We start from the raw sequence: 13,246 nt of genomic DNA, 5'->3' as shown, positions 1-13,246 counted from the left end.
GACATAAACCAACCGTTCAGCAGGCCGTCGGGAGATTATTTTTCCGTGTGGCAGCGATTCGCCCCTGAAAGACCGATCATCATCAATTCGATGTAAACCACAAGATGACAAGGAACGTTAAAGAACGATGGCAGTCGAACGCGCGTTAGCGACTTTCGTCGGACACTTAAAAAAGTCCGTCGCACGCTCGCAACGCCTTCATGGCGCGGCGCGGTAGTTTCCGCCTGTGCTCTGACAGTATTTCCCCGAATCAAGGTTGTCTCAAAATTGCCGTTATCCTGCAATGATCTGCTCGATTGGGCCGGGCGGCGATGGCGAGGCTTGCTGGCGACGATCGTTTTTTTCGATCGAGGCGCGGCACTTATTCGTGTTTTCGCGATCGGAGCTGACAAGCCGGTTTAAGGAGCGCGTATAAGTGCTTCAAATTGCTAATTTTTCGTTGCTTTACTACACTTGCGGAAACCTCTCGCCGCTCCCTATCGAACACCCATGAAAACCGACATGTTTTCGTCGCTAAAAGTGCTCCACGGCGCGGCGCGCAGCACCGCTCTGTCGGTGGCCGTCTCGCTGGCCGTCGCAACGGCGTTCGCTACGCCTGTCAGCACTTTTGCAGCTACGTCTGCTGCATCCGCAAAAATTTCCAAACACGCTAAAACTGCCAGGAAGCCGGCGCAGGCGGCCGCCACCGGAAAGGTGCCGAGCCATGCGGCGAAAGCCGGCAAGGGTGAGGCCGTGAAAGCCGCTGCGGCGGATGAAGATGCCCCGCACGCCGTCGTCAAACGCAAGCGCGTCACGTTCACGGCGAACGGCCGACACCGTTCGGTGATGCGACGCGTCGCGTACGAGCCGCGCCAGCCGAGCGTCGGCCAGGCATTTGGTCTGCACGAGACGCCGGACGCGCTGATGCTGCGCTCGAGCGTCGCCTATGTGATCGACCAGAACAGCGGCGAGACGCTGTTCGACAAGAACTCGCGCGCGGTGGTACCGATCGCATCGATCAGCAAGCTGATGACGGCGATGGTGGTGCTCGATTCGAAAGAGCCGATGACCGATCAGATCGAAGTCACCGACGAAGACCGCGACTACGAGAAGAACACCGGTTCGCGTCTGTCGGTGGGCTCGGTGCTGTCGCGCGAGGACATGCTGCACATTGCGCTGATGGCGTCGGAAAACCGCGCGGCGGCGGCGCTGTCGCGCTACTACCCGGGCGGCCGTCCGGCGTTCCTCGCGGCGATGAACGCGAAGGCCAGGCAGCTCGGCATGAACGACACGCACTTCGAGAACCCGACCGGTCTGACGAGCATGAACGTGTCGAGCGCGCGCGATCTCGTGAAGATGGTCAACGCGGCGTATCAGTACCCGTTGATCCGCAAGTTCTCGACCGATCACAGCTATGAGGTGTACACCGGCAAGCGCACGCTCGCGTACAACAGCACGAACGCGCTGGTGCGCAACCCGACGTGGGACATCGGTCTGCAGAAGACCGGCTTCATCAACGAAGCGGGCGAGTGTCTCGTGATGCAGGCGACCATCCACGGCCGGCCGATGATCCTGGTGCTGCTCGATTCGTCGGGCAAGTACTCGCGTTTCGCGGACGCGACGCGTCTGCGTACGTGGCTCGACAACGGCGGCGACCAGCCGCGTATCACGAGCGCCGATGCCGGCGGTCCGGGTACCTGATGCAGCAACGCATACTCAGCCGGTGGTAGTCAGTCCGGCTGCAGCTGACGTGCAAAGAAAAAGCCTCGCGGATGCGAGGCTTTTTTCATGGCGCCGGCGGGAGGGCAAAGGGTGCAACGGCGGTTGGGCGGCCGCCCCCTTCACTAATGCTGGCCATGCGAGCCATGTGAGCCGTGCCCGCCGTGCGCATGGTCCTGCTGTGGCTGCGGCCGGTAGCCGAGCGATTCCGAAATCATCAACGCGGTCTGGCTCAACTGCCCGAGCCATGAATCCTGCAAACGATCGGCCGGCGCCGACAGCGACAGCCCCGCGACCAGCTTGCCGGTATCGTCGTAGATGCCGGCGGCGATGCAGCGCACGCCCAACTCCAGTTCCTCGTTGTCGCGCGCGCAGGCCTGCTGGCGCACATGCGACAGCTCGCGCTCGAGTTTCGCGAGATCGGTGATGCTGTTCTGCGTGTGGCCCGACAGACCGGTGCGTGTTGCGTAGGCACGCACGCGGGTGGCTTCGTCGGCCGCGAGGAACAGCTTGCCGACCGAGGTCAGATGAAGCGGCGCGCGCCCGCCGATCGCCCGCACCACCTGCATGCCCGAGCGCTCCGAATACGCGCGTTCGATATAGACGATTTCGTCGCCCTGACGCACCGACAGGTTCACGGTCTGCCCGGTCTCGCGGTGCAGCTCGCGCATCGGCGTGAGCGCCGCGTCGCGCACCGACAGGCGCGCCTTGACGAGATTGCCCAGTTCGAGCAGGCGCATGCCAAGACGGTAGGTGCCGGGGTCTGAACGGTCGACCAGCCGGCACATCACCATATCGTTCAGGATGCGGTGCGCGGTGGATGGATGCAGCTCCGTGCGGATGGCCAGTTCTTTCAGGCTGACCGGGTCGCTATGCGCCGCCAGTGCGTCGAGCAGGCGCATCATGCGTTCGATCACCTGGATCGAAGTTTTGGGATCCGGGTTCGTATCGCTCATATGAGAATCGGTGGATGCGTCAAACAGCGAAAACTGATTGTATCTCGTATTGTGAAAAAAGCGAACGCTTCGAGGCGCGCTTCGAATCCGGTGCGGCGTGCTTCCTATGCCTTCCGGCCGTTGGTATTGCACCGGCAAACAGCGGATAATCAGGGACGTTTCCCCGCAAGGAGGGCTCATGCGAGTCGGATTGTTCGTCACTTGCCTCGTTGACCTGATGCGTCCCGAGATCGGTTTCTCCGTCATCAAGCTGATCGAAGGCGCCGGTTTCGAGGTCGTAGTGCCGCCCGCGCAAACCTGTTGCGGGCAACCTGCGTATAACTCGGGAGACCGCCACCTCGCGCGCGACCTTGCCGAGAAAACGCTGCGCGAGTTCGAACAGTTCGACTATGTGGTGGTGCCGTCGGGCTCGTGCGGCGGCATGATCCGCGCGCACTACGGCGACCTGTTCCGCGACGATCCCGAGCTGATGAACCGTTTCGGCCGCCTGCGCGGCAAGGTGTTCGAGCTGACGGATTTCCTCGTCAACGTCGCGAAGGTGCAGTTGCAACCGGGCGAGTTCGCGGGACAGGTGACTTATCACGACTCGTGTTCGGGCTTGCGCGAACTGGGCGTCAAGGAACAGCCGCGCGAACTGCTCGCGCAGGTCGGCGTCGCGGTCACCGAGATGAAAGGCTGCGAGCATTGCTGCGGCTTCGGCGGCACTTTCGCGGTCAAATACGGCGATATCTCGACCGCGATCGTCGACGAAAAGTGCGCGAACATCGCCGCGAGCGGCGCCGGTGCGGTGGTGCTCGGCGACCTCGGCTGCATGTTGAATATCGAAGGGCGGCTGCGCCGCAACGGTGACTCGACGACGCGCGTGCTGCATATCGCACAGGTGCTGGCCGGCGACGTGTAATCCCCGCGCGGCGAACACCGCCATTGTTCGCGTCACGTTTATCTTGTCTGTCACGCATTGCGTCGGGCGCGAATGCGCCGCGCCTTTCAATGCGATTTCATCAGGGCCGCCATGCAAGTCCAATCGATGCAGTTCAAGGCTCGCGCCGGTCAGAAACTCGCCGACCAGCGCCTGCAGCAGAACCTGACCAAGCTGTCCACGAAGTTCGTGTCGGCGCGCGCGAGCGCGATGACCGCGATCGATTTCCCCGCGACGCGGGCCGCGCTCAAGGAGCGCCGTGATCGCGCGCTCGAGAATCTCGACGTGTGGCTCGAAACCTTCGAGCGCGAGGCGACCCGGCGCGGCGTGACTGTGCTGTTCGCGGAGACCACGCAGGAGGCCGCGCGGCTCGTCGGCGACATTGCGCGCAAGCACGGCGTGAAGAAGGTGATCAAGACCAAGTCGATGGTCACCGAGGAAATGCGTCTGAACGAAGTGCTCGGGCAGATGGGCGTGCAGTCGATCGAAACCGACCTCGGCGAATACATCCTGCAGATCAACGACAACGAGCCGCCAAGCCACATCATCGCGCCGGTCGTTCACAAGGATAAGGACGAGATCGCCGATCTGTTCGCGAAGACGCACGGCCGGCCGCGGCTCACCGAGATTCCCGACATGACGCGTGAGGCGCGCGAGATGCTGCGGCCGCATTTTCTGAGCGCGGACATGGGCGTGACGGGCGGCAATTTCATCATCGCGGAAACGGGCTCGGTCGCGCTCGTGACCAACGAGGGCAACGAAGGTATGTGCACGGTGATGCCGCGCGTGCATGTCGCTGTCACCGGCATCGAGAAGGTGCTGCCGACGCTCGAGGATCTCGCGACGGCTATGCGCCTGCTGCCGCGTTCGGCAACCGGCCAGGCCACCTCGAACTATTTTTCGATGCTGACCGGGCCGCGCGGCGCGGGCGATCAGGATGGGCCCGAGCATATGTACGTGGTGCTCGTCGACGGTGGCCGCACAGGGCTGATCGGCGGCGACTTCCAGGAGATGCTTCGCTGCATCCGCTGCGGCGCGTGCATGAACCATTGCCCGGTGTATCAGAAGATCGGCGGGCACGCGTATGGCTGGGTCTATCCGGGGCCGATGGGGTCGGTGCTGACGCCGAGCTATGTCGGCATCGACAAGGCGCTCGACCTGCCGCAAGCGGCGACGTTATGCGGCGAATGCAATAGCGTGTGCCCGGTCGGTATCCCGCTGTCCGATCTGTTGCGCAAGCTGCGCGAAAAGCAGATGGAGCGACACCTGCGGCCGTGGAAGGAGCGCGCCGGGTTGGCGCTGTGGGGCTGGCTCGCGCTGCATCCCGATGCCTATGCGCTCTTTACCAAACTCGCCGTGCGCGTGCTGGAGCGCATGGGTGGGCGCAATCGGTCGATCGCCAAACTGCCGCTCGGCGGCGCGGGCTGGACCGATACGCGCGACATGCCGGCGCCGGTGGGTCGTACGTTCCGCGAGTTGTATGCCGCGCAGCGCAGCCATATTGGCTGACCGGGCGGCATTGGGATTGGTTTGACTGCTGCGCGCTCGCGCAGCCGTCGAAATGGGCGAAGAAGCCGGCGGGATGCTTCAGCGCCGCTCCGTCTTCAATGTTCGGTCATCTGCCCCGGCTGACGCGCGGGCGCATTTCTCCCCGAATCGTTGCCTCGTCCGCCGCCGTTGCCGGCTTGCGGCTGGCCCGGCGGCGGTCCGCCCGCGCCGGGGTGCGGGCCGCCATTGGCGCCACCAGGGCCGTGCGGACCGCCCGCTGCGCCCTGCGGCGGCGGGCCGCCGTGCGGTTGTCCAGGACCGCCGCCATTGTTGCCATGACCGTTGCCGTGATCGCCGTGGTGCCAGTCGTTGTCGTTCGGATGACCGCGATCCGGATAGCCGCGATAGCCAGAGCCCGGCGCCGGGCCGTAGTAGCGTCCCGGACCGTAATCGCCGTAGCCGAGGTACACATTGGTTTGCGGCACGACCGCGGCACCCGGCGCGTATGCGGAATCGTCATAACCGTTGTAGCCGCTATAGGCGCCGTAGCCGTTGCCGTACATCGGCGTGCCGTCCGGATAGACCGCGCAGCCGCCGAGCAGCGCGGCGGCCACCAGGCCAGCGAGAGGTGCAATGCGTTTCATTTTGTGGGACCGATGCCAGTGCAAAGAAATGTAAGGGTAAGAATAAGACCGTGATTGTCGCCGTCCGTCGCGGCGGCTTTGTATGCATTTGTAAGCTTCACTTTTGTGTGCCAGCGATGCGCCACTCGTTCCCGAAAGAGGTGTCAATTGACTGTTTCGTATCAAGCAACGATCTATCTCGCGCGGGCCGCTTTTTCCCGATTGTGAATTCCTATAGCATTTCGTTAGGGCATAGTGCGTCATAAGCTCATGCGCCCCTAATTGAAAAACACATCATGAAAAAGACAATATCGGTGTACTGGCCCCTAGCCATCGTTGTACCGCTCGCGGTGCTCGCCTTTCTGCACGTCAACGGCCAAACCGCTTCGCGCGCTTCGCAGATGCCGCTCGACGCCAACCATCTGACCGCCGAACTCGCACGCGCGGTGTCGTACGGCATGATCGACACGGCGTCGGCATTGCCGGCCAAGCCGATGCGTGCAGCCACGGCGACGCCGCTCGCCGAGGCATCGTAAGCCGGCGCGGCGGACCGCGACGCTCCGAAGCCGCTGATCTTGCTGGCTGCGCCCCGCTCGGCGCGAATCTGTCGAGATTTGTATAATCGCGGCGCAGTCCGCTGACTGTCTGACGACCTCACGCGCGGCGCCTCGGGCGTCGAAAATCCCTGATGAAAACTGTGTCCATCTGTTTCGTTTGCCTCGGGAATATCTGCCGTTCACCGACGGCGGAGGGCGTGATGCGTCATCTGGTCGACGAGGCGAAGCTTGCGGACTGCATCCTGATCGATTCGGCCGGCACCGGCGATTGGCACATCGGCGCGGCGCCCGACGAACGCGCGCAACACGCGGCCCGCCAGCGCGGCTATGCGCTCGACGCGCTGCGCGGCCGCCAGATCACGGTCGCGGACTTCGAGCGCTTCGATCTGCTGATTGCCATGGACGACCGAAACGTCGCCGCGTTGCGTCAACTGTGCCCGCCCGCACAGCGCGACAAGATCCGTCTGCTGATGGAGTTCGTGCCTGAGTCGGATGGCCGCTGGAGCGGCGCGCGAGAGGTTGTCGATCCGTATTTCGGCGGCGCGGAAGGCTTCGAGTTGGTGCTCGATCAATGCGAAGCAGCCTGCCGCGGGCTGATCGCCGCGCTGCGCCCGCAGTTGCTCGCGTAGGCATCGGGCGAAGAACGCAGACGCACCACACGGGTGGGGGCGCGGCGTCGACGTATGGCGATCAATTAAGCGAATGACACAAAATTTACCGCCCATACTTGACTAAATCGCTCATGTATTTATACTTGACCAAACTTGTCGAGAATTGCGGTTCCCACATCATATGAGACTCACCACGAAAGGCCGTTTCGCCGTCACGGCGATGATTGACCTGGCGCTGCGCCAGGAGCAGGGCCCGGTGACGCTTGCGGGCATCAGCCAGCGCCAACACATCTCCCTGTCGTATCTCGAGCAGCTGTTTGGCAAGCTGCGCCGTCATGAAATCGTCGAATCCGTGCGCGGACCGGGCGGTGGCTACAATCTCGCGCGCCGTGCCGAAGAGGTGACGGTGGCCGACATCATCATCGCGGTCGACGAACCGCTCGACGCCACCCAGTGCGGTGGTAAGGGCACATGCGAAGGCACCAAGCAGCACGACGGCCACTGCATGACGCATGAGCTGTGGTCGACGCTGAACCAGAAAATGGTCGAATATCTCGATTCGGTTTCGCTAAAGGATCTGGTGGATCAGCAGCGTTCGCGCGAAGGCACGCCGGCCGTGCTGCGCGACAGGCGCAACGACGCGCCGGCGGTCGAACCCGTGCGCGTGGCGCCCAAGGGTCCCAATTCCGTTTTCAACATGGCCGGTTCGTGAAGCGCGGCACGCAATAGAAAACCCTCGCCGCAGCCCCATATCGAACCCAGAAGCCAGAGCACATGACGTCCCCGGAGCAATTGATGAATAACGACTCTCTCCATCTGCCTATCTACATGGACTACAGCGCCACGACGCCGATCGATCCGCGTGTGGTGGACAAGATGATCCCGTATCTGCGCGAGCAGTTCGGCAATCCCGCGTCGCGTAGTCACGCTTATGGCTGGACCGCCGAGCGCGCAGTCGAGCAAGCGCGCGAGCAGGTGGCCGCGCTCGTGAACGCCGATCCACGCGAAATCATCTGGACCTCGGGTGCGACGGAGTCGGACAACCTCGCTCTGAAAGGTGCCGCGCACTTCTACAAGAGCAAGGGCAAGCACATCATCACGGTGAAGACCGAGCACAAGGCGGTGCTGGACACCACCCGCGAGCTCGAGCGCGAAGGCTTCGAAGTCACCTATCTGGATGTCAAGGACGACGGTCTGATCGACCTCGACGCGTTCAAGGCGGCGCTGCGCCCGGACACGATTCTGGTGTCGGTGATGTCGGTCAACAACGAGATCGGCGTCATCCAGGACATCGAGGCGATTGGCGAGATCACGCGCGAGAAGGGCATCATTTTCCACGTCGACGCGGCGCAGGCCACGGGCAAGATCCAGATCGATCTGCAGAAGCTGAAGGTCGACCTGATGTCGTTCTCGGCGCACAAGACCTACGGCCCGAAGGGCATCGGCGCGCTTTACGTGCGTCGCAAGCCGCGTATCCGTATCGAGGCGCAGATGCACGGCGGCGGTCACGAGCGCGGCATGCGTTCGGGCACGCTCGCCACGCACCAGATCGTCGGCATGGGTGAAGCGTTCCGTATCGCGCGTGAAGAGATGGCGACCGAAAACGAGCGCATCCGCATGCTGCGTGACCGGCTGCTGAAAGGCCTGTCGCAAATCGAGGAAGTGTATGTGAACGGCGACATGGAAAAGCGTGTGCCGCACAACCTGAACATCAGCTTCAATTTCGTCGAAGGCGAATCGCTGATCATGGCGGTGAAGGACGTCGCGGTGTCGTCGGGCTCGGCGTGCACATCGGCGTCGCTGGAGCCGTCGTACGTGCTGCGCGCGCTTGGCCGCAACGACGAACTCGCGCACAGCTCGATCCGCTTCACGGTGGGACGCTTCACGACCGAGCAGGAAATCGACTACGTGATCAACCTGCTGAAGTCGAAGATTTCCAAGCTGCGCGATCTGTCGCCGCTGTGGGAAATGCACAAGGACGGGATCGATCTGTCGACCATCCAGTGGGCCGCGCACTGACGCGCCGGCTGGACGAAGCGGACATCGAACGTTCATCGCATTGCAGGTTGAAACGAATCAAGGAGTGTAATCATGGCTTATAGCGACAAGGTCCTCGACCACTACGAAAACCCGCGCAACGTCGGTTCCTTCGCGAAGGACGACGACACGGTCGGTACCGGCATGGTCGGCGCGCCGGCCTGCGGCGACGTGATGAAGCTGCAGATCCGCGTCGGCGCGGACGGCATCATCGAAGACGCGAAGTTCAAGACCTACGGCTGCGGCTCGGCCATCGCATCGAGCTCGCTCGTCACCGAATGGGTGAAGGGCAAGACGCTCGACCAGGCGATGTCGATCAAGAACACGCAGATCGCCGAAGAACTGGCACTGCCGCCGGTGAAGATCCACTGCTCGATCCTCGCGGAAGACGCGATCAAGGCAGCGGTCGCCGACTACAAGCAGCGCCACGGCGAAGCAGCGCTTGCCGAAGACGGCAAGGCCGCCTGAGCAACAGGGTAAGAACGGAGTAACCGGTGAGCGCGGCGCGGACACGCGCGCCGCGCGCTCTGGCAACTGAGAAACGTTATGGCAATTACGTTGACCGAAAAGGCAGCACAGCACGTCCAGAAGTATCTGACCCGCCGCGGTAAGGGCATCGGGTTGCGCGTCGGCGTGCGCACCACCGGTTGCTCGGGCCTCGCCTACAAGCTCGAGTACGTGGACGAAGTCGCGCCTGAAGATCAGGTGTTCGAGACGGGCGGCGTGAAGGTCGTCGTCGACCCGAAGAGTCTCGCGTATATCGACGGCACCGAGCTCGACTTCGCACGCGAAGGGCTGAACGAAGGCTTCAGGTTCAACAACCCGAACGTGAAAGACGAATGCGGCTGCGGCGAGTCGTTCCGCGTCTAGGTTCGATACTTTCCGCGTGCGGCGGATCAAAGGCGGCGCGGGCCGCCTTTTTAGTTTGATCCGCGGGCGACTGAAGCGGTCGCGCCTGACAAGGCCCGACGTCTCCATACCAGTTTTCATCAACGGACTTTAATCCGATGGCCTCGCTGAACGACAGCCACTTCGATCTGTTTGGTCTGCCGGCGCAATTCGCGCTCGACGCGAGCACGCTCGATCACGCGTACCGCACCGTGCAGGCGCAGGTGCATCCGGATCGCTTCGCGGCGGCCGGCGATGCGCAAAAGCGCATCGCGATGCAGTGGGCGACGCGCGCGAACGAGGCCTATCAGACGCTGCGCGATCCGCTCAAGCGCGCGACCTATCTGCTGTCGTTGCGCGGCATCAACGTCGGCGCGGAGAACAACACGGCGATGGAGCCCGCGTTCCTGCTGCAGCAGATGGAGTGGCGCGAGAACATCGAGGACGCGGCCGCGGCGAAGAACGTCGACGCGCTCGACGCGCTGCTCATCGAGTTGCGCGACGAGGAGCGTCGGCGCTTCGACAAGCTCGGCGCATCGCTCGATCACGGCGCGAATCAGGCGGCGGGCGAGGCGGTGCGGCAGCTGATGTTCATCGAGCGCGTCGCGTCGGAAATCGATGCCCAGATCGAGCGGCTCGAAGGCTAGCGCGCTTTCGCGCGACGCGCGCAAAAGCGCGGCGCGGGCAAGCAGCAACAGCAGGCAGCGACGTAGTAAGCGACAAACAAAAAACCAGAGCGGCCGCGAGCCGCGGCATCACCCCAGCAACGCGAACATTCAGGACGGGGCACAACGTCCCCGAGAACATCCAGATGGCCTTACTGCAAATCTCCGAACCCGGCATGGCGCCGGCGCCTCACCAGCGGCGTCTGGCGGTCGGTATCGATCTCGGCACCACCAACTCCCTCGTCGCCGCTGTGCGCAGCGGCGTGCCCGATGTGCTGCCCGACGAAGACGGGCACGTGCTGCTGCCGTCGGTGGTGCGTTACCTGGAGCAGGGCGGCCGTCGCATCGGCCGCCGGGCGAAGGCCGAAGCCGCGACCGACCCGCGCAACACGATCGTGTCGGTCAAGCGCTTCATGGGCCGCGGCAAGGCCGAGGTGGAGGGCGCCGAAAACGCGCCGTACGACTTCGTCGATGCACCCGGCATGGTGCAGATCCGCACCGTCGACGGCGTGAAGAGCCCGGTCGAGGTATCGGCTGAAATTCTCGCGACGCTGCGCCAGCGCGCCGAAGACACGCTCGCCGACGAGCTCGTCGGCGCGGTAATCACGGTGCCCGCTTACTTCGACGAAGCGCAGCGCCAGGCGACCAAGGACGCCGCGCGCCTCGCGGGGCTGAACGTGCTGCGTCTGCTCAACGAACCGACCGCTGCGGCGATCGCCTACGGTCTCGACAACGGCGCGGAAGGTTTGTACGCGGTCTACGACCTCGGCGGCGGCACCTTCGACCTGTCGATCCTGAAGCTCACCAAGGGCGTTTTCGAAGTGCTCGCGGCGGGCGGCGATTCCGCGCTCGGCGGCGACGACTTCGACCATGCGCTATATCGCCATGTGCTCGAACAGGCCGGCATCGCGTCGCAGACGCTCGCGCCGCACGACGTGCGCCTGCTGCTCGATAGCGTGCGCGAGGCCAAGGAGGCGCTGTCGAGCGCGTCGCACACCACCCTCGAGCTCACGCTTGCCAACGGCACCGCGCTCGATCTCACGATCGACGAAGCCACTTTCGAGACCATCACGGCCGCGCTGGTGCAACGCACGCTGGGCCCGACGAAAAAGGCGCTGCGCGACGCGAAGGTCACCACGAAGGAAATCAAGGGCGTCGTGCTGGTCGGCGGCGCGACGCGCATGCCGGTGATCCGCCGCGCGGTCGAGGCGTTCTTCGGCCAGCCGCCGCTCGTCAATCTCGATCCGGATCAGGTCGTCGCACTCGGCGCCGCGATCCAGGCCGATCTGCTCGCCGGCAACCGCGGGGCGGAAGGCGACGAATGGCTACTGCTCGACGTGATTCCGCTGTCGCTCGGCGTCGAGACGATGGGTGGCCTCACCGAAAAGATCATTCCGCGCAACTCGACGATTCCAGTCGCGCGCGCGCAGGATTTCACGACCTTCAAGGACGGCCAGACCGCGATGGCGATTCACGTCGTCCAAGGCGAGCGCGAGCTCGTCAGCGATTGCCGTTCGCTCGCGCGCTTCGAGCTGCGCGGCATTCCGCCGATGGCGGCCGGCGCCGCGCGCATTCGCGTGACCTATCAGGTCGACGCCGACGGCCTGCTGTCGGTGTTTGCGCGCGAGCTGGCGTCGGGCGTGGAGGCATCGGTCGTCGTGAAGCCTTCGTATGGCCTCGCCGACGACGACATCGCGCGCATGCTCGAAGACAGCTTTTCGACCGCTGAAATCGACATGCGCGCGCGCGCATTGCGCGAGGCGCAGGTCGAAGCGCAGCGTCTCGTCGAAGCGACCGACGCGGCGCTCGCCGCCGACGCCGAGCTGCTCGACGACAGCGAACGCGCCGAACTCGACGCGCTGCTCGCCGCGCTGCGCAACGTCGCGCCAGGCGAAGACGTCGGCGCGATCGAAGCCGCGACGAAGGCGCTCGCCGAAGGCACCGACGAATTCGCCGCGCGCCGCATGAACAAGGGAATTCGCCGCGCGCTGTCGGGCCGCAAGCTCGACGAGATCTGAACGGGCGAGCGTAGCGACAGCAACGTGCGCGCGACGCGCGCTCAGGCCGCGCACGAATTGCGCCCCCCACGAACCACCGATCGCGCCCGCGCGGACTTAAAAAGTCCGCGCGGCGCCAGTAAAATGGCACGGAGCCTGCACCCGGCATTGCTGGCAGCCGCCGTGCCTCAGACCCAAACGGAAACTGTATGCCTCAAATCGTTGTGCTGCCTCACGTCGAACTGTGCCCGGAAGGCGCGGTGATCGACGCCGTTCCCGGCAAGAGCATCTGCGACAACCTGCTCGATAACGGTATCGAAATCGAGCATGCGTGCGAGAAGTCGTGCGCGTGCACGACCTGCCACGTAATCGTGCGTGAGGGTTTCGCCGCCTTGACGCCATCCGAGGAAGACGAGGACGATCTGTTGGACAAGGCATGGGGGCTGGAACCGGCTTCGCGCCTGTCGTGTCAGGCGGTCATGCCGGACGAGCAGGATCTGGTCGTCGAAATTCCGCGTTACTCGATCAATCACGCGAAGGAAAATCACTAACAGGAGGGTGCCGCCATGAAGTGGACCGATACGCAAGACATCGCGATGGCTCTGACGGACAAGCATCAGGACGTCGATCCACAGCAGGTGCGTTTCACCGACCTGCACCGCTGGGTGACCGAGCTCGAAGGCTTCGACGACGATCCGAACCGTTCGAGCGAAAAGATTCTCGAAGCGATTCAGGCGGCATGGATCGAAGACGCAGATTATTGAACGCGTGTTCGAACGGGTGCATTGAACTCCAAAGAAAAGGCGA

The 13,246-nt window shown here is 63.7% G+C and carries 15 protein-coding genes; 13 read left to right on the top strand and 2 right to left on the bottom strand.

Annotated elements, in window-relative coordinates:
- Positions 1-489 precede the first annotated feature (489 nt).
- Positions 490-1,680, top strand: coding sequence for a D-alanyl-D-alanine endopeptidase (pbpG, locus tag OKW40_RS09490; protein ID WP_429355764.1), 1,191 nt, complete (start codon positions 490-492; stop codon positions 1,678-1,680).
- A gap of 143 nt (positions 1,681-1,823) precedes the next feature.
- Here pbpG and OKW40_RS09485 read toward each other — a convergent pair whose 3' ends face one another.
- Complete coding sequence (locus OKW40_RS09485) at positions 1,824-2,654, bottom strand: IclR family transcriptional regulator (protein ID WP_090800805.1); 831 nt, start codon at positions 2,652-2,654, stop codon at positions 1,824-1,826.
- Between the two features lie 178 nt (positions 2,655-2,832).
- Between OKW40_RS09485 and OKW40_RS09480 the strand changes: the two genes are divergently transcribed.
- Positions 2,833-3,555, top strand: a complete 723-nt coding sequence (locus tag OKW40_RS09480; protein ID WP_429355763.1) for a (Fe-S)-binding protein — start codon at positions 2,833-2,835, stop codon at positions 3,553-3,555.
- 111 nt (positions 3,556-3,666) lie between these two features.
- The gene (locus OKW40_RS09475) at positions 3,667-5,082 is read left to right on the top strand and encodes a lactate utilization protein B (RefSeq protein ID WP_429489434.1); all 1,416 of its coding nucleotides are present in this window, start codon (positions 3,667-3,669) and stop codon (positions 5,080-5,082) included.
- Positions 5,083-5,177: 95 nt separating this feature from the next.
- Here the strand turns inward: OKW40_RS09475 and OKW40_RS09470 are convergent, their stop codons facing one another.
- Positions 5,178-5,705, bottom strand: a complete 528-nt coding sequence (locus tag OKW40_RS09470) for a hypothetical protein (RefSeq protein WP_429489430.1) — start codon at positions 5,703-5,705, stop codon at positions 5,178-5,180.
- A 275-nt stretch (positions 5,706-5,980) separates the two neighbouring features.
- On the opposite strand from OKW40_RS09470, the gene OKW40_RS09465 reads away from it, so the two are divergent.
- The 10 genes from OKW40_RS09465 to iscX all read left to right on the top strand — a co-directional run bounded on the left by OKW40_RS09465 (position 5,981) and on the right by iscX (position 13,203).
- Positions 5,981-6,220, top strand: coding sequence for a hypothetical protein (locus OKW40_RS09465; RefSeq protein ID WP_184067533.1), 240 nt, complete (start codon positions 5,981-5,983; stop codon positions 6,218-6,220).
- A 152-nt stretch (positions 6,221-6,372) separates the two neighbouring features.
- A complete protein-coding gene (locus OKW40_RS09460; protein WP_018417523.1) occupies positions 6,373-6,870 on the top strand; it encodes a low molecular weight protein-tyrosine-phosphatase in 498 nt (165 codons plus the stop codon).
- Between the two features lie 163 nt (positions 6,871-7,033).
- A complete protein-coding gene (iscR, locus tag OKW40_RS09455; RefSeq protein WP_018417524.1) occupies positions 7,034-7,564 on the top strand; it encodes a Fe-S cluster assembly transcriptional regulator IscR in 531 nt (176 codons plus the stop codon).
- 83 nt (positions 7,565-7,647) lie between these two features.
- Positions 7,648-8,871, top strand: coding sequence for an IscS subfamily cysteine desulfurase (locus OKW40_RS09450; RefSeq protein WP_429489428.1), 1,224 nt, complete (start codon positions 7,648-7,650; stop codon positions 8,869-8,871).
- A gap of 72 nt (positions 8,872-8,943) precedes the next feature.
- A complete protein-coding gene (gene iscU, locus OKW40_RS09445; protein ID WP_090800797.1) occupies positions 8,944-9,357 on the top strand; it encodes a Fe-S cluster assembly scaffold IscU in 414 nt (137 codons plus the stop codon).
- Positions 9,358-9,435: 78 nt separating this feature from the next.
- A complete protein-coding gene (gene iscA, locus OKW40_RS09440) occupies positions 9,436-9,759 on the top strand; it encodes an iron-sulfur cluster assembly protein IscA (RefSeq protein WP_090800794.1) in 324 nt (107 codons plus the stop codon).
- 137 nt (positions 9,760-9,896) lie between these two features.
- A complete protein-coding gene (gene hscB / locus OKW40_RS09435; protein WP_429489426.1) occupies positions 9,897-10,424 on the top strand; it encodes a Fe-S protein assembly co-chaperone HscB in 528 nt (175 codons plus the stop codon).
- A 164-nt stretch (positions 10,425-10,588) separates the two neighbouring features.
- Positions 10,589-12,460 carry a Fe-S protein assembly chaperone HscA gene (hscA, locus tag OKW40_RS09430; protein ID WP_429489424.1) on the top strand — a complete coding sequence of 624 codons (1,872 nt, stop codon included), beginning with the start codon at positions 10,589-10,591 and terminating at the stop codon, positions 12,458-12,460.
- A gap of 188 nt (positions 12,461-12,648) precedes the next feature.
- Complete coding sequence (fdx, locus tag OKW40_RS09425; RefSeq protein ID WP_090800789.1) at positions 12,649-12,990, top strand: ISC system 2Fe-2S type ferredoxin; 342 nt, start codon at positions 12,649-12,651, stop codon at positions 12,988-12,990.
- 15 nt (positions 12,991-13,005) lie between these two features.
- Entirely contained in the window at positions 13,006-13,203 is a 198-nt protein-coding gene (iscX, locus tag OKW40_RS09420; protein ID WP_027198111.1) for a Fe-S cluster assembly protein IscX, read from the top strand.
- Positions 13,204-13,246: the final 43 nt, after the last annotated feature.

The organism is Paraburkholderia sp. RAU6.4a (genome assembly GCF_050435625.1).
In the GTDB taxonomy this organism is placed as follows: Bacteria; Pseudomonadota; Gammaproteobacteria; order Burkholderiales; family Burkholderiaceae; genus Paraburkholderia; species Paraburkholderia tuberum.
The sequence above is the reverse complement of the archived record's forward strand: the minus strand, read 5'-3'. Positions and strand labels throughout refer to the sequence as shown.

Bases quoted from the DNA above. Each gene is read 5' to 3' on its own strand.
- hscB (WP_429489426.1), top strand. From the start codon at position 9,897: ATGGCCTCGCTGAACGACAGCCACTTCGATCTGTTTGGTCTGCCGGCG.
- OKW40_RS09475 (WP_429489434.1), top strand. From the start codon at position 3,667: ATGCAAGTCCAATCGATGCAGTTCAAGGCTCGCGCCGGTCAGAAACTC.
- OKW40_RS09450 (WP_429489428.1), top strand. From the start codon at position 7,648: ATGAATAACGACTCTCTCCATCTGCCTATCTACATGGACTACAGCGCC.
- OKW40_RS09460 (WP_018417523.1), top strand. From the start codon at position 6,373: ATGAAAACTGTGTCCATCTGTTTCGTTTGCCTCGGGAATATCTGCCGT.
- OKW40_RS09470 (WP_429489430.1), bottom strand. From the start codon at position 5,705: ATGAAACGCATTGCACCTCTCGCTGGCCTGGTGGCCGCCGCGCTGCTC.
- OKW40_RS09485 (WP_090800805.1), bottom strand. From the start codon at position 2,654: ATGAGCGATACGAACCCGGATCCCAAAACTTCGATCCAGGTGATCGAA.
- OKW40_RS09480 (WP_429355763.1), top strand. From the start codon at position 2,833: ATGCGAGTCGGATTGTTCGTCACTTGCCTCGTTGACCTGATGCGTCCC.
- iscU (WP_090800797.1), top strand. From the start codon at position 8,944: ATGGCTTATAGCGACAAGGTCCTCGACCACTACGAAAACCCGCGCAAC.
- hscA (WP_429489424.1), top strand. From the start codon at position 10,589: ATGGCCTTACTGCAAATCTCCGAACCCGGCATGGCGCCGGCGCCTCAC.
- iscX (WP_027198111.1), top strand. From the start codon at position 13,006: ATGAAGTGGACCGATACGCAAGACATCGCGATGGCTCTGACGGACAAG.
- iscR (WP_018417524.1), top strand. From the start codon at position 7,034: ATGAGACTCACCACGAAAGGCCGTTTCGCCGTCACGGCGATGATTGAC.
- OKW40_RS09465 (WP_184067533.1), top strand. From the start codon at position 5,981: ATGAAAAAGACAATATCGGTGTACTGGCCCCTAGCCATCGTTGTACCG.
- fdx (WP_090800789.1), top strand. From the start codon at position 12,649: ATGCCTCAAATCGTTGTGCTGCCTCACGTCGAACTGTGCCCGGAAGGC.
- pbpG (WP_429355764.1), top strand. From the start codon at position 490: ATGAAAACCGACATGTTTTCGTCGCTAAAAGTGCTCCACGGCGCGGCG.
- iscA (WP_090800794.1), top strand. From the start codon at position 9,436: ATGGCAATTACGTTGACCGAAAAGGCAGCACAGCACGTCCAGAAGTAT.